Origin of the sequence: Bartonella sp. CL266QHHD (assembly GCF_042195355.1) — a bacterium.
Taxonomy (GTDB): Bacteria; Pseudomonadota; Alphaproteobacteria; order Rhizobiales; family Rhizobiaceae; genus Bartonella.
Genome location: NZ_JBHIOD010000033.1, coordinates 16,753 through 38,698, shown reverse-complemented (window position 1 = coordinate 38,698; position 21,946 = coordinate 16,753). Strand labels below are relative to the sequence as shown.

The following is a 21,946-nucleotide window of genomic DNA, read 5'->3' as shown; positions in this document are numbered from 1 at the left end:
TATGACTACTGAAATTCGTGTTCCTACTTTGGGCGAATCGGTTACCGAAGCAACGGTTGGCAAATGGTTTAAAAAACTTGGCGAAGCTGTCGCTATGGATGAGCCTTTGGTTGAATTAGAAACTGATAAGGTAACCGTTGAAGTTCCTTCTCCTGTTGCTGGGAAATTATCTGAAATTATTGCAAAAGAAGGCGATACGGTTGAAGTAAATGCTCTTTTAGGAGTGGTGAAAGCTGGAGAAGCTGGTGTCTCCCAATCATTTTCACCTTCTGCTACACTTGTTCCAGCGGCTTCATCTGAATCGGAGAAGTCTGCTTTGAGCAGTGCAATGCCTCCTTCTCCTTCAGCAGCAAAATTGATGGCTGAAAATAATGTTGCAAAAAGCGATATTTCAGGTTCTGGAAAACGTGGACAAATTCTTAAAGAAGATGTTCTTGGTGGATTAAAACAAAGTACAAATGCCCCTACACCCTCTTCTTCTGCGACGAGTTCTTCGGCAATTCCTGTCCAAGAAACACGTGAAGAGCGGGTTCGTATGACGAAATTGCGTCAAACAATTGCTCGCCGTCTTAAAGATGCACAAAATGTAGCTGCGATGTTAACCACATTTAATGAGGTTGATATGTCAGCTGTGATGGATTTGCGCAAGCGTTATAAGGATCTTTTTGAAAAGAAACATAGTGTTAAACTTGGTTTTATGGGTTTTTTTACCAAGGCTGTTTGTCATGCATTAAAAGAACTTCCTGCTGTTAATGCCGAGATTGATGGGACAGATATTGTTTACAAAAACTATGTCAATGTTGGAATTGCTGTTGGAACGGATAAAGGGCTTGTTGTTCCAGTAGTGCGAGATGCAGATCAAATGTCATTGGCAGAGATTGAAAAAGAGATTGGTCGTTTGGGACGTCTTGCGCGTGATGGAAAATTAGCCGTTTCTGATATGCAGGGCGGAACTTTTACCATTACCAATGGTGGTGTGTATGGATCGTTGATGTCAACACCGATTTTGAATGCACCACAATCTGGTATTTTGGGAATGCATGCGATTAAAGAGCGAGCAATGGTTGTTGAGGGCCAAGTTGTGATTCGTCCCATGATGTATTTAGCGCTTTCTTATGATCACCGTATTGTGGATGGGCAAGAAGCTGTGACTTTCCTTGTGCGTGTTAAGGAAAGCTTAGAAGATCCGGAACGCCTTGTTCTTGATTTGTAAAATACAGTTTTCAGGATGAAAGGAGAAACGGATGTCTTATGATGTGGCTGTGATCGGAGCGGGTCCAGGTGGTTATGTAGCAGCAATAAAGGCGGCACAACTGGGACTTAAAGTAGCGATTATTGAAAAGCGTACAACATTAGGAGGAACATGTCTCAACGTTGGTTGTATTCCTTCTAAAGCGTTGTTGCATGCTTCAGAAGTGTTTTCTGAAACCCAGCATGGTTTTGAAACGCTTGGTATTTCTATTGGTAAATCTAAGCTTAACCTTGAACAAATGATGGTTCATAAGAAAGCTGTGGTAACAGCCAATACGAGTGGTGTTTCTTTTTTGATGAAAAAAAATAAAGTTGATACTTTTTTTGGGACAGCCAAAATTTTGAGTGCGGGTCATGTGGAAGTTGTTACCAGAGATGGTAATAAACAAACAATTGAAACAAAAAATATTATTATTGCTACCGGTTCAGAGAGTTCAGGCATTCCAGGGGTGAATGTTGAAATTGATGAAAAGACTATTGTTTCTTCTACGGGAGCTCTTTCACTTGAAAAAGTACCAGCGCATATGATTGTAGTGGGTGCTGGTGTCATTGGTTCAGAACTTGGATCAGTTTGGAGCCGTTTAGGTGCTAAGGTGACCATTATTGAGTATCTTAATAAAGTTTTGGGCTCAATGGATGGTGAAGTTTCACGGCAATTTCAGAAATTAATGGAAAAACAGGGGATTGAATATAAAACGGGTGCAAAGGTGACAGCTGTTACACAATCTGGCTCAACTGCTCAGGTGAGCTTTGAATCTGTCAAAGGTGGTGAATCTGAAACTTTAGAGGCTGATGTTGTGCTTATTGCTACTGGACGTTCTCCCTATACAGAGGGGCTTGGCTTACAAGAGGCTGGTGTTCAGTTAGATGAACGCGGATTTATTGCAATTGATGCTCATTGGCAGACGAATGTTCCAGGAATTTATGCAATTGGTGATGTCGTAAAAGGACCAATGTTAGCACATAAAGCAGAGGAAGAAGGCGTTGCTGTGGCAGAAATTTTGGCAGGTCAAAAAGGACATGTTAATTTTGATGTTATTCCTAGTGTTGTTTATACACAGCCGGAAATTGCGAGTGTAGGAAGGACAGAAGAAGAGCTAAAAACTGCTGGTATTGAATATAATGTTGGCAAATTTCCTTTTATGGCTAATGGTCGTGCACGTGCAATGCAAAAGAGTGATGGGTTCGTTAAAATCCTTTCTGATAAAAAAACAGATCGGGTATTAGGGGGGCATATTCTTGGATTTGGTGCTGGTGAAATGATCCATGAAATTGCAGTTTTAATGGAATTTGGTGGTTCATCAGAAGATCTGGGACGTTGTTGCCATGCACATCCTACCTTATCAGAAGCCGTGCGTGAGGCAGCTTTGGCAACATTTGCTAAACCACTTCATATTTAAAAAGCTTTTAAAAAGTACATTTAAAAAGGCACATGAGGCGGAAAATATTAGTGAAGCATGCAACAGCATTTTAAAACTTTAAAAAGGAATATAACCAATTGTATTAAAATGTTCCATTTGTTGTATGCTTTTCGATAATTACTGTTTTAGATATCTGTTGTGCAGTTTTGATTGATTATTCTGTTGTGCACTATCGTTTAGAGCGGTGGTGTTTAGTCTATGTAAAGTTTTATATATGGGGTAGTTTTTATACTGTTATAAATATTTAAGATAGGATTCTGAGCCTATCTGCGTGCTTTGTGTTAAGAAAACATCTCTCAAAATGCCCAAATCTACTTCGCAATGGTGCTCGTGAATGGTATAGCTGTAAAGTTTCTCTTGAAATATATGAAATTCATTCAAACTGTTATAAGACCTATTGTGCACCATCATCTTTATGTTTAGTAAAAGTACACGCTGACATTGATAATACACTTTTTCAGTTCTCAATATTTCTAAAGCTCTTTATTATTTGAGAGTTTTCATAAGAGAATTTTTATTCTGTTCTTTTATCATTTTACCTCACACGCTCGCTTTGTTTGTGATGTGCAGACAAAAGATTTTAATTGCTTCAATGTGAGAAAGTTTGTGATAAGAAAATCTTACAGTATTCAGCGTTATGAATCAAGTTGAAAATGATATTTTATTGTTATAAATCAATGTGTTATATATGATGATGAATCATATGAAGAGAGAAGCCAAGAGGAATTCACCCAAAGAAATTGAATTGTTTAATGATTGGTGTGGGTTAAGGATCTTTGTCATTTAAGATGAAGAGGGGAGGGATTGGATATTCTACAAAATACCGCTCTTCTTTAAAAAAGCGGTATTTTTATATCTTTTGTTTATGACACTATCTTTTTGATGATAATGACAAGTCATACAGTGTGATTAAGTTAGTTTTTTCTTCTCTGCTTTTCTTGATCATTGCTTGCTATGTCTTAAAAAGATGATATGTCTCTTCTTTAAGGTTGTTAAGAAATCGTAATGTTGCCAAAATATAACGAATAGCTAAAATTTTTTTGAAAACCATAATTACACGAGAATATTAAGTTTGTTTTCATTGGGCAGTTTTGTGATAACTTAAAAAATCAAGCATATGCTTTCTATAGGTATTAAAATTGTAATTTTTTATCTTCTTGTTGTTTTCTTATAAAAGTGGGAAGCCCCATATGATCAAGATATTTAAGGAAAGGGTGGGGTGGTAATTCTTCTACATTGACCATAGTTTTAACATCCCATTCGCCTGTGGCAATAAGAAGAGCTGTTGCGGCTGCTGGTACGCCAGCTGTATAGGAAATGCCTTGTGCCCCAGTTTCATGAAAAGCTTGTTTGTGATCGGCTATATTATAGATAAAAACTTCTCTCGAGTTTCCATCTTTTTCGCCTTTAATAAGATCTCCGATACAGGTTTTTCCTGTGTAGTCTGGGGCGAGAGAGGAAGGGTCGGGTAAGACGGCCTTCACGACTTTCAAGGGCACGACTTCTTGACCTTCTGCCGTTTTAATTGGTTGTTCGGATAAGAGTCCGAGGTTTTTTAGAACCGTAAAAACAGTGATATAACGATCACTAAATCCCATCCAGAAACGGACATTCTCTACATCAAGATTTTTGGAAAGTGAATGAATTTCATCATGTCCTGTCATATAGGCTTTTTGTTTTCCCACAACGGGAAGATCCCATTCATGGCTGATTTCAAACATTTTATTGGAAGTCCATTTTTTATTTTGCCATGACCATACTTGTCCTGTAAATTCACGGAAGTTAATTTCTGGATCAAAATTTGTAGCAAACCAACGCCCATGATTTCCGGCATTAATATCAATAATATCAATATCTGTGATTTTATCAAAATAAGCATCGCGCGCTAATGCAGCATAAGCGTTCACTACACCTGGGTCAAAACCTGCTCCTAAAATAGCGGTTATACCAGCTTTTTCACATTCTTGACGTCGAGGCCATTCATAATTGCCATACCAAGGAGGTGTTTCACAAATTTTCAATGGGTCTTCATGAATTGCGGTATCGATATAAGCGCATTTGGTTTCAATACAAGCTGAAAGAACAGACATATTAAGAAAGGCAGAACCAACATTAATGACAATTTCGCATTTGGTCTTTTGGATGAGCTTTATAGTTTCTTCTACATTCATGGCATTGAGCGAATGGCTTTTGAGAACACCCTGTTCTTTCATTGTGTTTTTTTCTTTAATAGAAGCAATGATGGCCTCACATTTTTTGAGTGTTCGTGAAGCAATATGAATTTCACCAAGAATATCGTTGTTTTGAGCGCATTTATGCGCAACAACTTGTGCAACACCTCCGGCACCAATAATGAGAACATTTTTTTTCATTGTAGGTCCATCTCCTTTTTAATACTGTTGTATGACGTTTTTTATGGTTTATCTTTATGAAAGGCTTTCCTGATAGTCGTTATAGCTGAATTGGCGTTGAAGTGTTAATGTACCATCGCACTCTTTGAGAACAATAGCAGGCATTGTAACGCCATTAAACCAGTTTTTTTTGACCATTGTATAACCTGCTGCATCCTGAAAAGACAGTCTATCGCCTATTTTAAGAGGTTTTTGAAATTGAAATGTTCCAAAAATATCGCCGGCAAGACAAGACTTTCCACAAATCATAATTTCGTGTGGACCTTGATTGGGTTCTAATTTGGCATTCTCACGATAAATTAAAAGATCAAGCATATGAGCTTCAATGGAGCTATCAACGATGGCAAGTTTTTTTTCATTATACAATGTGTCAAGAACGCTTACTTCCAGTGTGGTGCTTTTGGTAATAGCAGCTTCTCCTGGTTCTAGAAAAAGAGTGACACCATGAGTTTTAGAAAATTGTTTTAAGCGTTTTGCGAAAGCTTCTAGAGGATAATTTTCAGCCGTAAAATGGATTCCGCCGCCAAGGCTTATCCAGTCAACAGCAGAAAAAAGTTCTGCAAATTTTTCTTCCATATACCCAAGCATTTGGTTAAAAAGATTAAAGTCAGCATTTTCACAATTGTTATGGATCATCAATCCGTTGATAAGAGGCAGAACTTCTTTGATAGCGCTTTGGTTTGTTTCTCCTAAGCGGCTAAAAGGGCGAGAGGGGTTGGCAAGATCAAAATTTGATGCGCTCATTCCTGGGTTTAACCTTAAACCTCTTTGAATGGTTTTTGTTGCATCAGAAAAGCGTTGAAGCTGTTGGATGGAATTAAAGATGATTTTATCTGCATAACCACAGGCTTCATCAATTTCATCATCTGCCCAAGCCACTGAATAAGCATGGGTTTCTTTGCCAAATTTTTCTCTTCCTAAACGCAGTTCATAAAGGGATGATGATGTGGTTCCATCCATGAACTCAGACATTAAATCAAAAACACTCCATGTGGCAAAACATTTCAAAGCAAGTAAAATTTTAGCTCCGGACATTTCCCGTAAACGAGAAATTGTTTGCATGTTTTTGATGAGTTTCGATTTGTCTATAAGATAGTAGGGGGTTTTTATCATTATTTATTCATTCTTTTTTGTAGGATCTTATTGCCAAGATCAACGTTTAGTACAAAGAGTAACAGAATGTCTCAAGAAAAAAGAATCTTAAGAAAAGAATCTGTTTCTGTCCAGCAAGAGAAAGGCTTTCTGTAATTACTGTTGTTTATTATGTTGAGTTTTTTGTTATGAGTATGAAAAAAAAATTATATTATGCTTTAGCTTTTGTATTTGTTAGCAGTTTTTTCATTATAATAACCACTCTTGTTAATTGGGGGCAAAATAGGAGTGATGCTAAAGCCAAACTGGTTACTCAGACCTCTCTCCAAGATAGTTCGGTGCCTTTGATTTTTACGGGGCGTAGAGAACTTAATGGTTTTAAAGGTTATCGTCATTATCGGCGTGGTTATCGTAAATACAGTGATAATTGGTGGTATCCTGAAGTGGCATTTATTACATCACCGCACTTAAGCACAAAAGGCGCATCATTAAAAGTTGTACCAGATGCTAAAAAAGTGTTTTTAACTTCTTCTTCGGAAAAATTAGAAAAAAAAGAGCCATGGATGCTTAAACAACATATTGAATCTTGCCTTGCGCGTTATCGCTCTTATAATAAAAATGATAATAGTTTTCAGCCTTTTCATGGGGGGCGTAAGCAGTGTTTATCACGATTTTTTAAAGGATAGAAATTATTAAATAAAATTTTAATTGCTTCTTGTCGTGGGCGTTATTGTTCTTAAAATAAAGAGAAGACTTGTGTGGTGCGCAGTATTTTCATGCCAGCATTGTTTTTTTTAAAATTTTAAATGCTTTTAAGTTTTATTAAATCTTATTATCATTAAGTGTGGAATGGGGGGTGAGAATATAAGTTTTTGTCGATGACAAAATATTAAGGCAAAATGGAGTTTAAAGAATGACAACACGGGAAGCAATGTTGGTATTGCTCGTCTTGCTTCCCTTTGGTGGAAGTGCTGTCATTGGCTTTTTTCGTTCGACAGCAAAAAATAATGAAGCCTGGTTTGCTGGGATTGTCGCGCTTTTCTGTCTTATTTTTACAATAATGCTTTATCCGGAAGTTCGCGGAAACCACATAGTGCGTTTAGATATTTCTTGGCTTCCAGAATGGGGAAGCGATTTGATTCTTCGTATAGATGGTTTATCGTGGCTTTTTTGCTTGCTCATTACAGGGATTGGGCTGCTTGTTGTCATTTATTCACGTTATTACATGGATCCAGCGGATTCTGTACCTCGTTTTTTTTCCTTTTTTTTGGCTTTTATGGGATCAATGATAGGAATAGTTTTATCAGGTAATCTTGTCTTTTTGGTTGTTTTCTGGGAACTCACCAGTATTTTTTCTTTTTTGTTGATCGGCTATTGGTACCATAATGCAAGTGCGCGTGAGGGTGCGCGTATGGCTCTAACGATCACAGGTTTTGGCGGCTTTGCCCTTTTTATTGGAGTTTTATTGATTGGGTATACTGTTGGCAGTTTTGATTTGGATAAGGTGCTACAGTCTGGAGATATGATCCGGTCAAGTTCTCTTTATAGTCCTATCCTTATTTGTATTTTATTGGGAGGGTTAACAAAAAGCGCGCAATTTCCCTTTCATTTTTGGCTACCCAACGCGATGGCTGCTCCAACCCCCGTATCGGCTTATTTGCATTCGGCAACAATGGTAAAAGCGGGATTGTTTTTGCTTGTTCGTTTATGGCCTGTGCTCTCTGGAACAGAATCTTGGTTTTGGCTGGTTGGCTTTTCAGGACTCTCGACATTGCTGCTAGGTGCCTATTTTTCCATGTTTCAGCAAGACTTAAAAGGACTGCTTGCTTACTCGACTATTAGTCATCTTGGATTAATTACAACGCTTTTAAGTCTTGGTAGTCCACTTGCATGTGTTGCGGCGATCTTTCATATGGCCAATCATGCTACTTTTAAGGCCTCTTTATTTATGGCTGCTGGCATTATTGATCATGAGACAGGAACACGTGATATGCGTAAACTGTCAGGGCTTTATTGTTCTATGCCTATTACAGCAACTCTTGCTTTAGTTGCGAGTGCAGCGATGGCTGGGGTTCCTTTGTTGAATGGTTTTTTATCGAAAGAGATGTTTTTTGCTGAAGCTGTTGAAACGCATATGGAATCATGGCTCGATTGGATTGCGCCTTATGTGGCAACGCTAGCTAGTCTGTTTAGTGTGACTTATTCTATACGCTTTATTCACGGTGTTTTTTTAGGACCAAAGCCTGACAATTTACCCAAGACTCCCCATGAACCACCGCATTTTATGCGTTTACCAATGGAGCTTTTGGTGTTTATTTGTTTAGCGGTTGGTATTTTCCCTAATTTAACAATAGGGCCTATTTTAGATAATGCGGTCGTGTCTGTTTTAGGACCAATGACAATTCCTTATAGTTTGGCTGTTTGGCATGGGTTTAACACTCCATTAGTGATGAGTTTTGTTGCATTATTAGGGGGCGGATTGCTCTATGCTGTCGGGCATCGTTATTTTTTATCCTGTGATGATGGGGCTCCTTTTTTCCGTCACTTAAAAGGACCGCGTATTTTTGAACGCATTCTCGTAATTATTTCTTGGAAATGGGCCCGTGCGGTGGAATCTGCTTTGTCAACACGCCGTTTGCAGATCCAGTTGCATTGGATTTTTTGGGTCTGTTTTGCATTTGTTGGTCTTTTACTTTGGTGCGATGGTTTCATTCCAGTGGGGACATTACCGCTTTTTCCACTTGATATTCCTTTTCTCGCTCTTTGGCTGGTTGGCGGATTATGTGCGCTTTTAGTTGCTTGGCGAGCAAAGTTTCATCGTCTTGCTTCACTTATGCTTTTAGGGGGAGCTGGTTTGATGACTTGTGCAACCTTTTTATGGCTTTCTGCTCCTGATTTAGCAATAACACAATTGGTTGTTGAGGTTGTTACAGTCGTTTTATTATTGCTTGGTTTACGGTGGTTGCCTAAACGTTTGCATGATCCTGGGCCAGCTGCTGTTCATTTTTGGATTCGTTTGCGTCGTTTCCGTGATTTCATCATATCCCTTGTAGGAGGTGCTGGTGTAGCATGGCTTTCTTTTGCAGTGATGACACGTCCTCAAGGTACAACGATTTCTGATTTTTTTCTAACGCATGCTTACTCAGATGCTGGTGGTCGCAATGTTGTGAATGTGTTGTTGGTTGATTTCCGTGGTTTTGATACCATGGGAGAAATTGTGGTTTTGGGTGTTGTTTCCCTTACTGTTTTTGCCCTCTTACGACGTTTTCGTCCTGCGCCTGAGAGTATTGATGCGCCTTTTCAACAACGTATCCAGAAAGCCTTTGATATAGCACAGCCTAATCGAAATGTGGGAGATACAGTATTAAATTATTTAGCTGTTCCTGCTGTTATTATGGGTTGGCTCTTTCCGATTATTATTGCTTTTGCTATTTATTTATTCATGCGAGGGCATGATCTGCCAGGAGGTGGATTTGTCGGTGGTATTACTTTGGCGATAGGGTTTATTTTACAATATCTTGCACGCGATATTCGGTGGGTGGAAACGCATTTGAGAGTTTTACCTTTGCGTTGGATAGGCTTTGGCTTATTGTTGTCAGTTGTAACGGGGATGGGCTCTTGGTTTTTTGGATATCCTTTTTTAACATCCTTTTTTCGATATATTCATCTTCCGTTAATTGGGAAAGTTCCCATGACATCTGCTTTTTTGTTTGATTTTGGTGTACTTTCTCTTGTGTTGGGAGCAACTGTTCTCATTTTAATTGCACTTGCACACCAGTCAATTCGGAGTTACCGAATCGGTAAGAAACCTATTTTAAAAGAGAAGGAAAATTAATGGAAATTGTTCTTTCTTTGGGTATTGGTGTTTTTGTCGGATCAGGTATTTGGCTTGTTTTGCGTCCACGTACTTTTCAAGTCATTCTTGGTTTGTCCTTGATCTCCTATGGTGTTAATCTTTTTATATTTTCAATGAGTAGACCGCGTAGTAATGCTGCTCCAATTGTTGATCCTACCACTGTTATTAATCCAGCTAATTATGTCGATCCTCTCCCACAAGCCTTGGTGTTAACTGCGATTGTGATTGGTTTTGCAACAACAGCTTTATTTTTAGTTATCTTGTTGGTTTCACGTGGTTTAACGGGTTCTGATCACGTTGATGGACGTGAGGTGCAATAATGGAAGTAGGGGTGCATCATCTCCTTATTTTGCCTATTCTTTTGCCGTTAATCACTGGAGCACTTCTTCTTTTTTATGATGAACGTCGTGCAAAACTTAAATCATTCATCAGTCTTTCTTCTGCGGGACTGTTGGTCGTTACTGCCATTTTATTGATTATACGTACTCTTGAAATAGCACCGGCTTGCGATGTTTATCGACTTGGTAATTGGCCGTCTTCTTTTGGAATTGTTTTAGTCCTTGATCGCTTAAGCGCTATGATGCTTTTACTTTCCAGCTTGTTGGTGACTAGCGTGTTGGTTTTTGCGCGGGCTCATTGGTACAAAGCTGGTTCTCATTTTCAGTCACTAATGCAATTTTTTATGGTGGGAATAAATGGTGCTTTTTTGACCGGCGATTTATTTAATTTATTTGTGTTTTTTGAAGTTATGTTAACGGCTTCCTATGGGCTTGCTTTGCATGGTTCTGGTCAGACACGCGTGCGCGCAGGGTTGCATTATGTCGTGGTTAATCTTGTTGCTTCATTATTTTTTTTAGTGGGTATAGCGCTCATTTATGGAGTCGTTGGTACTCTTAATATGGCCGATTTGGCTGTTAAAATAAAATATATATCTTCTACAGATATTGTTTTGTTCGAAATAGGTGTTGCACTTTTAGGTATTGCTTTTTTGCTTAAAGCGGGTATGTGGCCGCTTAATTTTTGGTTGGTGCCAACTTACAGTGCAGTAGCAGCACCCGTTGGAGCTTCTTTTGCACTTTTGAGCAAGGTGGGTATTTATATTATTTTACGTTTAACGTTGCTATGGTTTAGTCCTGAAAGTGAATATTTTAACCATTTTGGTCATACGGTTTTGTTTTATGGTGGGCTTGCCACTATGATTGTTGGTTTTATTGGGGTATTGGCGAGTCAAGTTTTGGTGCGTTTGGCAGCTTATAGTGTCCTTGTCTCTTCTGGTACATTGTTGGCCGCGATCGGCATCGGCAATGCAGCACTGACAGCAGGTGCACTTTTTTATATTGTTTCTTCAACTTTAGCACTGGGAGCTTTTTTTCTTTTGGTAGAGTTGGTTGAGCGCTGTCAAGATGTGGCTGCTAATGTTCTTGCTGTCACAATGGAGGTTTATGGCGACGATGAAGAGGAGGAAGAAGATGAAGTTGGCACATATTTCCCTGTAACCTTGGCAATTCTTGGGGCTTGTTTTGGTATCTGTGCCATTTTGATTATTGGATTGCCACCTTTTTCTGGTTTTGTTGCTAAACTTATGATGTTCATGGCAATTTTAAACCATAGTAGAGAGGATTTTTTTGCCTCTCTTCCGGTTTACCAAGATTGGCTTTTTGTAGTTTTTGTCACCCTCTCTGGCTTTGCAGCTTTGATTGCACTGACACGAACGGGTATCCGAACTTTTTGGATTTCTCTTGAAGGTCGCGTTCCCCGTGTGCAGGTGATAGAATTTGCACCTATTGCCGTTCTTCTTGCCTTGTGTTTTCTTATAACAATTGTAGCCAGTCCTGTTAGTCATTATATGTCTGAAACCGCTAAGACTTTGTATGAACCTCAAAACTATATTGGGAGCGTTTTAACGGATTTTTCTCTCGAAAATAGGGAGATGAGTAAATGAATCGTTTTTATACTTCCCCTTTTTTCAGTGGTGGCATTGTCCTTATGTGGCTTATTTTAAATGGTTTTAGTTTAGGGCAATTGCTTTTAGGGATTTTAACCGCTTTGTTTTGTGGTTGGATGATACGGCTTCTGGAGCCAGAGAAGGCTGTTATTAAAAGCTGGAGTGCGGTTTTTCGTCTCGTTTTTCGAGTATTTATAGATTCTATATTCTCAAATGTTTCGGTGGCTTGGTTTGTTTTAACAAAAAGGTCTCGAGAGCAGAAATCTGGTTTTATTGTAGTACCTCTTCTGCTTCATAATCGCACTGCTTTGGCTATTTTAGCGTGCATCCTTTCGGCAACCCCTGGAACTGCTTGGGTTGCCTATAATAGTAAAAAGGGTGAACTTTTGCTTCATGTCTTAAATTTAAAAAATGGATATGATTACAAACAGTTGATCAAACAACGGTATGAGCAATTGCTTTTGGAGATTTTTTTATGAGTATGGTGATTCTTTATTGGGGGCTTTTCTTTTCACAGTTTTTTTTAAGTTTAGCGGTGATTTTCGCGCTGTTTCGGTTGATTCGTGGTCCACGGGCACAGGATAGAATTGTTGGTTTGGATGCCCTTTATATAACCACTATTCTTTTGTTTCTTACATTCGATATTCGTTCTGGAACAACCATTTATTTTGTCGCAGCTCTCATTATTGGGTTGTTGGGTCCTGTCTCGAGTATTGCTTTGGCGAAATTTCTCATGCGAGGGGAGATTATTGAATGAAAGATGATGTATCGCTTGTGGTTGCTATTGCTATCACGATTTTCTTAATATTAGGGTCGGGACTGACATTGATCGCAACAATAGGTTTGGTGCGTTTTTCCAATTTTTATAAGCGTTTGCATATGCTTTCAGTATGTACGAGTTGGGGCGTTGGTAGTATTCTTATTTCTTCATTTCTTTATTCAATATTTGTGGACCATTATTTTGTTTTTCATGAAGCGTTGCTGATGTTTTTTTTGTTTTTAACAGCGCCGATAGCTTCTATGTTGCTTTCACATACAGCAGCTTATCGACATCATTCAGAAGAACAGTCAGAAAAACCGCTGGCTCTTTTATTACACCAGACGGAGGAAAAGTTACCCACATCAGAAGGAACATCAAGAGATGAGAGCCAGCGCGGTTCTTGAAATGTAAGAACCTTCCTTATTCTGTGCTTTTTTCTTCTACACAGTGGATGGGCTTTTCTTCTTTTGGATCATTAATAAGATCGTAAAATATGGCTTCATTTTTGGTTATCCACCAAATGTATTGACCACCCACATATTTTCCTCCAGAAGCGGCAATTACATTAGAACCAACGATGCGCTTACCGTTCCATTTTAAATCAACAAGCGCAATATTGCCAGCATTATGATAAGTTGCTTCAACATGCTCTTTGCTTGTTCCCATATCGCATTGATAGGAGACGGTCTCTGTTGTTGGTTCTGGATCATCTGGTACTTTAATGACTAAAGAACTTGCTAATGCATTAATTGAACCGAGGAGGAACACACTTAAAGTAATGAAAAATTGTTTAGTAAAAGAAATTTTTTTCATAATATTTCCCGTGTTATTTAAAATAATAATGTTGACTCATCTTTACAGAGGATAGGTTTTTTTTCTTCTGGATCCTGAGCAAGGTCATAAAGCGTGACTTCTTTGTTCTTCTCCCACCAGATATACTGAGCTCCTGCAAATTTTGCTCCTGTCGCAGCGATGACATTAGCAGCAATGACACGATCACCGTTCCATTTGAAATCAACCAACGAAATATTGTCAGCATTAAGATAGACTGCCTCAACGCGCTCTTTACCTGTTTCAGTATCACACTGATAGGTAATGATCTCTGTTTTGGGCTCTGGATTGTCTGGTACTTCAATGATTAAAGAACCAGCTAAGCTATTGTTTGAGCTGAAGAGTGATAAACTTAAAGCGGTGAAAAATCCTAAAATGTGCAAAGTTTTTTTCATGATGCTTCCCTATATTCCTAATATTGTGCACAAAGAATAATTTGACTGATACGATGGTGTCTACGGCAGGATTCGAACCTGCGACCCCAGGATTCATACCACTTCGATTTTCACCGCCAGCCTTATCGGCTGTTTGTGGTCTGGACTGTCTCTTCACCTTGAAGCTTTTGCTCTTTAGGTGCTGCCCGTTCAGTCTCTACACCTTTCTCTCATTTGAAGAGAGACTTGGCTCGGGATTGGCATATAGTCGCCCATGAAGCTTTCCCCGAATTTGAGCAGATTCACTTTGAGGATTTCTCCTCAAAGTGCCCAATTTCTTTAGGAATCCTGTGCTCTATCCTACTGAGCTACGCAGACATCATCATATTTAATCTTTAATAGAAGTATAAAAACGAATCAATTATATTCAATATGAATTAACGAATTTCTGTTAATTTTTGTTCCAAAAAGGATAAAACTGCATCTGGTGAAACATTTTTTGCAATAAATGATTGGCCAAGTCCGCGCGTTAAGATGAAGGTCAAATTATTTTGTAAAACTTTTTTATCTTGGGCAATGAGAGTCATTAAAGTTTCAGCATCTGGTAGACACCCTGGGATATCCTTTAATTGTGTAGGTAATCCTATTGCTTTAAGGTGTGCTTCAACGCGTTGTGTAAGCGTGGGGCTTATTAAATTTAATTGAGCAGAAAATTGATGCGCTAGAATCATTCCAATTGCTACAGCTTCACCGTGAATTAAACGCTTTGAGTCATAAGCGGTTACTGTTTCAAGCATGTGTCCAAATGTATGGCCGAGATTTAAGAGTGCGCGCTCTCCTGTTTCGTGTTCGTCACGTGCTACAATGGCAGCTTTAAATTGGCATGAGCGGACAATGGCCTCTGTTCGCATAGGGCCATTAGAAAAGACTTCTTGTCCATTTTTTTCAAGCCATTCAAAAAAATCAGGCTGGTTAATGAGTCCATATTTGACCATTTCCGCGTAACCAGCACGAAATTCGCGCAGTGATAGGGTATCAAGGACACAGGTGTCAGCAATAACGCATTGCGGTTGAAAAAAAGCACCAATAAGATTTTTGCCATATCGGCTGTTGATGCCTGTTTTTCCACCAACAGAGGAATCAATTTGTGCAAGAAGCGTTGTGGGCATTTGAATGAAGTTCATACCACGGCGGATTATACTTGCAGCAAATCCTGCTAAATCGCCAATGACACCACCGCCAAAAGCAATAACACAGTCGCCTCTTTCTAAACGCGCGGCAAGAATTTGATCGATAACAACTTGCAGGGTTGAAAATGATTTTGATTGTTCTCCCGCTTCTACAATAATAGGGACAGTATGAATTTTATTTTTTGTTAACTCTGCTTGTAATATCTCCAAATGAAGGGACGCGACATTTGTATCTGTAACAAGTGCCAAGCGCGTTGGAAGAGGATCTTTTTTGTTAAGAGCATGTTTAATCTGTGAAGCAGCTTGTGCAATTAGACCCGGACCAATGATGATATCGTAACAGTGTTTGTCCAGTTTAACAGTGACGGTTTTGGTTTGCATGCTGGTTATCCCTATTGTTAATTTCTGTGTATAGGTAGTGCTGTACGGATCGTATAACATTTTGTGCTACGGTATGACGGCTTTCTTTATGACTGTTAATTGTTAAGTTTGCCTTTTCATAGATAGGATAACGCTGTTCCATGAGTTTTTGCATGGTTTCTTTAGGATTGGCTGTTTGAAGCAGGGGACGTGTCGGGTGCTTTGAGACACGTTGCATGAGGATATCAAGATCGACTTTTAGCCATATAGATATACCATTTTTGTGAATGGCTTTTCGGATATTTTCATTTATGTAGGCACCACCACCTGTTGCTAAAATAAGGGGACTTTTTTTCATGAGGTTTAGAATAACACGCTGTTCAAGAGCACGAAATTCTGATTCACCATAAATTTCAAAGAGTTCCGTGATTGTCATTTGTGCAGCTTTTTCAATTTCTTGGTCAGAATCATAAAAGGGTAAACGAAGCATGGTGGCGACGCGTTTTCCGATCACTGATTTGCCTGCCCCCATAAGGCCAACAAGGACAAGTGCTCTTTTATCAAGGGACGATAAGAGCTGATTCTTTATTTGTGTTATGGGGATTCGTTTTGGTCGATTGCTTTTCATAACTTTATTTCGGCATTTATCCATCTTAAAGTCAATTCCTGTTAATCTTTGTGAGGCATTATACGAGATAGAATATTTTTGGGTAGGTTATTGTCTTATGCCAACATTGACTAGATTTTTGATGATTCTTTTCATTTTGTTTTCTGTTCTTTTCATTATAATGGGTGCTCTTGTGGTTTGGGTTGAACCAGTAACTGTGGATATGTACATTGATGTTCCCTTGGATTCATGGAATCTTTCTACGGAAGTGAATCAATGAAATGAAAAGTGGTGCTGTGATAGATCATTTTCTTGAGATGATGAGCGCGGAGAGAGGGGCTTCACCTCATACACTTGCGGCTTATCAGCATGATTTGCAGTGGGCACAAGACGAATTGTCTTCACACTCTGTTTCGCTTTTTTCAGCACAAAAAGAAGATTTAATTACCCTTTTGTCGCTTATGCATACTTTTGGTTTTGCGGCATCGTCGCAAGCGCGCCGTTTATCGACTTTGCGACAGTTTTATCAATTTCTTTATGCTGAAGGGTTGAGAGCAGATGATCCCTCTCATGATATTGATGCACCTCGTCAGGGGCGTCCTTTGCCCAAAATCATGAGTGAAGATGCAGTGATAAAATTGCTTGATTTGGCACAGTTAGAAGTCAATCAAGCAGATTATGGGTCCAAAGAGTATTTCCGTGCACTGCGTCTTCAGCTATTGATTGAAATGCTGTATGCAACGGGATTACGCATCAGTGAGTTGGTGAGTCTGCCGGTTCAGTCTGTTCGAAGGAAGGAGTACAGCGTTTTGGTTCGTGGTAAGGGCAAAAAAGAACGAATGGTGCTGTTATCAAAAAAAGCATGCCAAGTTCTTTCACAGTGGTTAAACTTGCGTGATCAGGGAAAGGGTGCTACGAGTTCTTATCTTTTTCCCGCGCATTCCGAGACAGGATATATTGCTCGTCAAGTCGTTGCGCGGGAGTTGAAAAATCTCGCTAGAAGAGCAGGAATAGAAAGTGATAGCTTTTCTCCCCATGTGTTGCGTCATGCTTTTGCTAGTCATCTTTTGCAAAATGGTGCTGATTTGCGTGCCGTTCAACATTTGTTAGGTCACTCTGATATTGCTACTACTCAGATTTATACCCATGTGTTGGAAGAGGGACTTTATCGTTTAGTCAATGAGCATCATCCACTTGCCGATGAGCAAAAGGCTCGTTAAAGAAAAGGTGATGTTTTTGAAAAAGACTTTATAAAGCAAATTATAAGTGTATAAGTGACACTGAATGAGTTGACACAAATGTATAATTATCTTGATTTTGAAAAACCAGTTGCTGATCTTGATGGGAAAATTCTTGAATTAAAAAAAATTTCTCAGGAAAAAGGCAGTCTTAATATGAGCGATGAGATTGCTCGCCTTGAAACGCGTTCCCAAACAGTGTTGCGCGATATTTATAAAAAATTATCGCCGTGGCAAAAAACACAAGTCGCTCGTCATCCTAATCGTCCCCATTTTATGGACTATTCTAAACGCCTATTGAGTGATGTTACGCCTTTGGCCGGAGATCGCAAGTTTGCTGAAGATGAGGCTATTCAAGCGGGGTTTGCACGCTTTAAAGGTGAGGCCGTTGCTTATATCGGTCAAGAGAAAGGTTATGACACGCAAACACGTTTGCGCTATAATTTTGGTTCTGCACGTCCAGAAGGCTATCGTAAAGCTGTACGTATTATGGAAATGGCTGATCGTTTTGGTTTGCCACTTCTCACTTTTGTTGATACGGCAGGCGCTTATCCTGGTGTGAGTGCTGAAGAACGGGGGCAGGCAGAAGCAATTGCCCAATCAACAGCTACAACTTTGCGTTTGAAAGTTCCTGTAGTTTCCGTTGTTATTGGAGAAGGCGGTTCTGGAGGGGCGATAGCAATCGCGGCTGCCAATAAAGTTTATATGTTGGAGCACGCAATTTACTCTGTTATTTCACCAGAAGGAGCAGCTTCTATTTTATGGCGTGATCCAGCTCGTGCGAAAGATGCTGCAATGAATATGCGTATTACCGCTCAAGATTTATATCGCTTAAAGATTATTGATGGCATTATTTCGGAACCTTTAGGGGGAGCACATCGTGGCAAAGAGATTGCCATTGATGCAACGGGTGATGTTATTTCAGAGGCTTTAAAAGCTATGGCTGGAAAAGATGGGGAAGCCCTTAAACAAGAGCGAAGGGAAAAATATCTTCAAATTGGTCGATCTCTAACATAGGTTATTTTTGTGAGGGGTGTTGGATTGGAGTTTTATTCGATGACATTTAGCAGATTCCTCGCTGTGTGCATGTTGTTTGTAATGGGAATATTGACGGCATGTGAAGGAAGATTACCAGCTTCTATTCGTGCTAAGGTTGAGCAGCCGTTGCCGCAAGAAATCCAGAATAGAATGGCTTTGTACGATATTGATCCTTATGCACCAATTGTAATGCGATTTTTCAAGGAAGAAAATCTTGCTGAAGTTTGGAAACAATCTCGTTCAGGACCTTTTATCTTGGTTGCTCGCTATGGCATTTGCAAATGGTCTGGTAAGCTTGGACCTAAATATAAAGAAGGGGATCTTCAGACACCAGAGGGTTTTTATACTATTAGCGCAAACCAAATGAATCCTTATTCAAAATATTATCTTTCTTTTAATATAGGATTTCCTAACCTTTATGATCAAGAAAATGGTCGCACAGGAAGCAATCTTATGGTGCATGGTTCTTGCTTTTCCGCAGGTTGTTATTCTATGAGTGATAAGAACATGGCTCAGATTTATGCGTTTGCACGGGATGCTTTTAAAGGAGGACAAAGAGAGTTTCAGTTACAGGCTTTTCCTTTCCGCATGACCGAGGATAATATGTCACGTCATAGCAAAGATCCTCATTATCAATTCTGGGTTATGCTTAAGAAAGGTTATGATTTTTTTGAAAAAAATCGTCAACCTCCAACTGTTGAGGTTTATGGAAAACGTTACGTTTTTAATCGCGATATTGATAAAACTTCAGTTTCTCGAATGCCGTGAGTGTTATTATATTCTATTGCACTGTAACACTATCACTTAATAATGGCGATACAGGATATGCAAAAACTTTGCACATAAGGTGTTTAAGTGAGTAGTCAATATTTTAAAGCGCAGAGTTTTTTCATAGAGCCTTATGTAAGTAAATCAGATGAAGTGGGAAGCCAAGAGGAATTTTCTCAAAGAAGTTGGATTGTTTGCACATCGGCACTGGTGTCAATCTTCGTTTTTAGTGAAGAGTAAGTTAACATGGAATGTGCCTCTCTTTTTATTTCTTTCAAAGAGTTTTATTCTTTTATGCTGTAAAATATTGTCTTGTCGTGCTGTTATATAAGATACATTCACATATTTTAAAATGCGATATTGCCTCTGTCTGATTTTGGTTTTTTCTTAACAGGGATTTTTATTTCAATTAGCTTGAATAAATATAGAGTTGAGCAGAATATTTTAGAACCAAGAATTTGGCCAATCTGTCTGTGAAATGAATCACATGAAGTGGTTTGCAGATGAAGCGCATTTAGAGAGAAAACAATCTGTTTACAGATTGATGGATATTGAAAATTTTTATCATAACAATTTGATTTATAATGATAGTTTATAATTTTTCAGTTTGAATTAGGGACTAAATATCATAAGATCCTTTTATCTTAAAATTTGTTTATGGTGAATCAATCGAAACCATTTTTTGCACGCCATAAAATTGGATTGGCATGTGAATAAAATTTTTAAAGAAAGGAGTACAGATAGTTCTCATGAGTACTCTAAAGTGCCAAGTTTTTTCAAAACATTTTTAACTGGCAAAAGTATGAGGCGATCAGTTTACATATTTATAGAGTAAAGATGGAGAATGGGCCTTATACATTTCATGGAGAATTTTGTATTATATTATTTATGGGTAGCGTCTTGAAATAGGAATAATGCGTATTGAGAGACGGTGTTTTTAAACGAGTGCGTGAATTCGTGATACAATGGTATTCTATTTTGTGTGAGGGCGACGATTTTACAGATAAGGGTAATATGTTAGCGCTGGAGTGTTTTAATAGATAGTCATTTTCCGGCATGTGATTTTGTAAGAGAGCTAAAAAGTTTCAATTGTGGTAGTCTATGGGGATTTTGCCGCTCAGTGAAAAGGTACGAATAATTTTATGAGAGGCATTATTGTGCAGAAAGCATTGTTAAAAATGTGTATTTTCTTATTTTTTATTCCATTATGTTAATAAACTTGAATAGAAATATTTATGAAAGTTTTTTATAAATTTATAACATATTGATTATAAAGATAATTTAGTGTTATTCAACTTGAATTAGAACCCTGAATACCGTAAGATTCCACATTTCAAAGCTGTTGCATGTTGAATAAATTAAAACCATTTGCTTGCACATTACAAGCGAGGATTGCTGCGTGGGTGAAATTGTACAAGAAAGACTAAAATGCTTTTTACAAACCGTTTCAAGTGCCAAAAGCTATTTCAACATTGGGAATTAGCAAAGTGTGTAATGATGTGCCGGTTTGCTCCTTTAAAAACATAAAGATGGTGGTGTCAATGAATTTAATGCTATATCATTGAAGAGGAGAAAAAATTAAAATTTTATTCCTAGAATGACCAGAGGATTTTCTAAGAGAGCTGTTTTGTCTGCAGTATCTATTGCTGGTTTATTAAAAAAAGCATTGAGGAGTTTTTGTATAGCTTCTTTTTCAACACCATCGGCAATGATGACGAAACGTGTTTGTTTTATTCCTTTTGGCCATGCTGGCAATCTTATGGGAGGGTGAAAAAATGTTTGTACGCCATGTAATACGAGTGGGCGATAAGGGTCATCACGCAATGCGATAATTGCTTTAATACGTAATAATTTTGTACCATAACGCTCTTGTAGGAGATCTAAAAAGGCTTCAATTGTGGCGTAATCAACAGGACCCTCACAGTTTAGTGAAAAGGTACGAATGGTTTTATGGGGGGTATGATCATGCGGGGTAGTCGTAAGATTTTGTTTAAGTTTTGTATTTTCTACTTTTTCAGCCCATAATGTGTTATTTATTAATAGATTTGAACAGAAATCTTCAGAATGGGCGTCAATGATTTGTGCTGTAGGATTCATTGTTTTAAGTGTGCTAAGGAGTGTATCTGAAAGCGTTTGTGGGTCTCTAAGATCTGTTTTGGTGAGAATGATTTTATCAGCAAATATTAATTGTTTATATATTTCAGGATAGCGCTCACATATGGAAAGCGGGCTTAATGTATCAAATGTTGCAAGAACAGCATTTATGGACAATGTTTGAATAAACAACGGGTGGCTTAAAAGTATTTGTAAAATAGGGGCGGGATCAGCCATCCCTGTGGTTTCAATGATAATATGATGGAGTTGTTTGATCTGTCCTGTCTGAACGCGATTTATTAAATCAATTAATGTGTCGATGAGATCACTGCGTAAATTGCAGCATAAGCAGCCATTGGCAAGCTCAATAATTCCTTCTGTCGTTTTTTCAACCAGAAGGTGGTCAATACTGATTTCGCCGAATTCATTGATGATAACAGCACATTCTGTTAAAAGAGGGTCTTGTAGCATACGGTTGAGCAAAGTTGTTTTGCCAGAGCCTAAAAAACCTGTAATAAGTGTGAGGGGGATGCGCTTTATTTTCATGTTAATCATCAATCATAGTTTTGTTTTTAAAAAATATATCTCAGTATGTCTAACCAATTTATAATGGTGTCCGTGAGGGATATAATGGTTAATCCCCCATGAAATCCATTGTACCACTATCTTTACGCTTATAAAGGTAGGTGCACGTGGGTATATCATACACT

At 38.5% G+C, this 21,946-nt stretch carries 19 protein-coding genes; 12 read left to right on the top strand and 7 right to left on the bottom strand.

The features are described 5' to 3' along the window. Position 1 precedes the first annotated feature (1 nt). Entirely contained in the window at positions 2–1,213 is a 1,212-nt protein-coding gene (gene odhB / locus ACFIK7_RS02875) for a 2-oxoglutarate dehydrogenase complex dihydrolipoyllysine-residue succinyltransferase (RefSeq protein ID WP_375660487.1), read from the top strand. A gap of 31 nt (positions 1,214–1,244) precedes the next feature. Beyond that, the gene (gene lpdA / locus ACFIK7_RS02870) at positions 1,245–2,651 is read left to right on the top strand and encodes a dihydrolipoyl dehydrogenase (RefSeq protein WP_375662908.1); all 1,407 of its coding nucleotides are present in this window, start codon (positions 1,245–1,247) and stop codon (positions 2,649–2,651) included. Between the two features lie 1,154 nt (positions 2,652–3,805). On the opposite strand, the gene ACFIK7_RS02865 is transcribed toward lpdA, so the two are convergent. Both ACFIK7_RS02865 and ACFIK7_RS02860 read right to left on the bottom strand, forming a co-directional pair. Next, complete coding sequence (locus ACFIK7_RS02865) at positions 3,806–5,044, bottom strand: saccharopine dehydrogenase NADP-binding domain-containing protein (protein ID WP_375662907.1); 1,239 nt, start codon at positions 5,042–5,044, stop codon at positions 3,806–3,808. Between the two features lie 54 nt (positions 5,045–5,098). Continuing rightward, entirely contained in the window at positions 5,099–6,196 is a 1,098-nt protein-coding gene (locus tag ACFIK7_RS02860) for a carboxynorspermidine decarboxylase (RefSeq protein ID WP_273790153.1), read from the bottom strand. Positions 6,197–6,363: 167 nt separating this feature from the next. On the opposite strand from ACFIK7_RS02860, the gene ACFIK7_RS02855 reads away from it, so the two are divergent. The 7 genes from ACFIK7_RS02855 to mnhG all read left to right on the top strand — a co-directional run bounded on the left by ACFIK7_RS02855 (position 6,364) and on the right by mnhG (position 13,140). Further along, positions 6,364–6,861 (top strand): BA14K family protein, encoded by a 498-nt coding sequence (locus ACFIK7_RS02855; protein WP_273790152.1) that lies wholly within the window; start codon positions 6,364–6,366, stop codon positions 6,859–6,861. A 227-nt stretch (positions 6,862–7,088) separates the two neighbouring features. Then, positions 7,089–10,010: a monovalent cation/H+ antiporter subunit A gene (locus ACFIK7_RS02850; protein ID WP_375662906.1), complete on the top strand. Its 2,922-nt coding sequence runs from the start codon at positions 7,089–7,091 to the stop codon at positions 10,008–10,010. After that, a complete protein-coding gene (locus ACFIK7_RS02845) occupies positions 10,010–10,351 on the top strand; it encodes a Na+/H+ antiporter subunit C (protein WP_273790150.1) in 342 nt (113 codons plus the stop codon). The genes ACFIK7_RS02850 and ACFIK7_RS02845 overlap by 1 nt, the downstream gene beginning before the upstream one ends. Next, positions 10,351–11,973, top strand: coding sequence for a monovalent cation/H+ antiporter subunit D (locus ACFIK7_RS02840; protein WP_273790149.1), 1,623 nt, complete (start codon positions 10,351–10,353; stop codon positions 11,971–11,973). The genes ACFIK7_RS02845 and ACFIK7_RS02840 overlap by 1 nt, the downstream gene beginning before the upstream one ends. Then, on the top strand, positions 11,970–12,455 hold the full coding sequence (locus ACFIK7_RS02835; RefSeq protein WP_273790148.1) for a Na+/H+ antiporter subunit E: 486 nt from the start codon (positions 11,970–11,972) through the stop codon (positions 12,453–12,455). Before ACFIK7_RS02840 ends, ACFIK7_RS02835 begins: the two co-directional genes overlap by 4 nt. After that, on the top strand, positions 12,452–12,733 hold the full coding sequence (locus ACFIK7_RS02830; RefSeq protein WP_273790147.1) for a K+/H+ antiporter subunit F: 282 nt from the start codon (positions 12,452–12,454) through the stop codon (positions 12,731–12,733). Before ACFIK7_RS02835 ends, ACFIK7_RS02830 begins: the two co-directional genes overlap by 4 nt. After that, complete coding sequence (mnhG, locus tag ACFIK7_RS02825; RefSeq protein ID WP_273790146.1) at positions 12,730–13,140, top strand: monovalent cation/H(+) antiporter subunit G; 411 nt, start codon at positions 12,730–12,732, stop codon at positions 13,138–13,140. The genes ACFIK7_RS02830 and mnhG overlap by 4 nt, the downstream gene beginning before the upstream one ends. A gap of 16 nt (positions 13,141–13,156) precedes the next feature. On the opposite strand, the gene ACFIK7_RS02820 is transcribed toward mnhG, so the two are convergent. From ACFIK7_RS02820 to ACFIK7_RS02805, 4 genes are all read right to left on the bottom strand, one after another. After that, positions 13,157–13,549, bottom strand: a complete 393-nt coding sequence (locus ACFIK7_RS02820) for an MliC family protein (protein WP_273790145.1) — start codon at positions 13,547–13,549, stop codon at positions 13,157–13,159. Positions 13,550–13,566: 17 nt separating this feature from the next. Continuing rightward, the gene (locus ACFIK7_RS02815) at positions 13,567–13,962 is read right to left on the bottom strand and encodes an MliC family protein (protein ID WP_273790144.1); all 396 of its coding nucleotides are present in this window, start codon (positions 13,960–13,962) and stop codon (positions 13,567–13,569) included. A gap of 416 nt (positions 13,963–14,378) precedes the next feature. Beyond that, positions 14,379–15,512 carry a 3-dehydroquinate synthase gene (gene aroB, locus ACFIK7_RS02810; protein WP_375662905.1) on the bottom strand — a complete coding sequence of 378 codons (1,134 nt, stop codon included), beginning with the start codon at positions 15,510–15,512 and terminating at the stop codon, positions 14,379–14,381. After that, positions 15,487–16,119 (bottom strand): shikimate kinase, encoded by a 633-nt coding sequence (locus tag ACFIK7_RS02805; RefSeq protein ID WP_375645449.1) that lies wholly within the window; start codon positions 16,117–16,119, stop codon positions 15,487–15,489. Before ACFIK7_RS02805 ends, aroB begins: the two co-directional genes overlap by 26 nt. A gap of 260 nt (positions 16,120–16,379) precedes the next feature. Here ACFIK7_RS02805 and ACFIK7_RS02800 point away from each other — a divergent pair, with 260 nt between their 5' ends. The 3 genes from ACFIK7_RS02800 (at position 16,380) to ACFIK7_RS02790 (ending at position 19,142) form a co-directional block, all read left to right on the top strand. Beyond that, the gene (locus ACFIK7_RS02800) at positions 16,380–17,318 is read left to right on the top strand and encodes a site-specific tyrosine recombinase XerD (protein WP_273790142.1); all 939 of its coding nucleotides are present in this window, start codon (positions 16,380–16,382) and stop codon (positions 17,316–17,318) included. 78 nt (positions 17,319–17,396) lie between these two features. Continuing rightward, positions 17,397–18,353, top strand: coding sequence for an acetyl-CoA carboxylase carboxyltransferase subunit alpha (locus ACFIK7_RS02795; RefSeq protein WP_375662904.1), 957 nt, complete (start codon positions 17,397–17,399; stop codon positions 18,351–18,353). Between the two features lie 39 nt (positions 18,354–18,392). Then, complete coding sequence (locus ACFIK7_RS02790) at positions 18,393–19,142, top strand: murein L,D-transpeptidase family protein (protein ID WP_273790140.1); 750 nt, start codon at positions 18,393–18,395, stop codon at positions 19,140–19,142. 1,578 nt (positions 19,143–20,720) lie between these two features. Here ACFIK7_RS02790 and ACFIK7_RS02785 read toward each other — a convergent pair. Next, entirely contained in the window at positions 20,721–21,782 is a 1,062-nt protein-coding gene (locus ACFIK7_RS02785; RefSeq protein WP_375662903.1) for a CobW family GTP-binding protein, read from the bottom strand. Positions 21,783–21,946 lie beyond the last annotated feature (164 nt).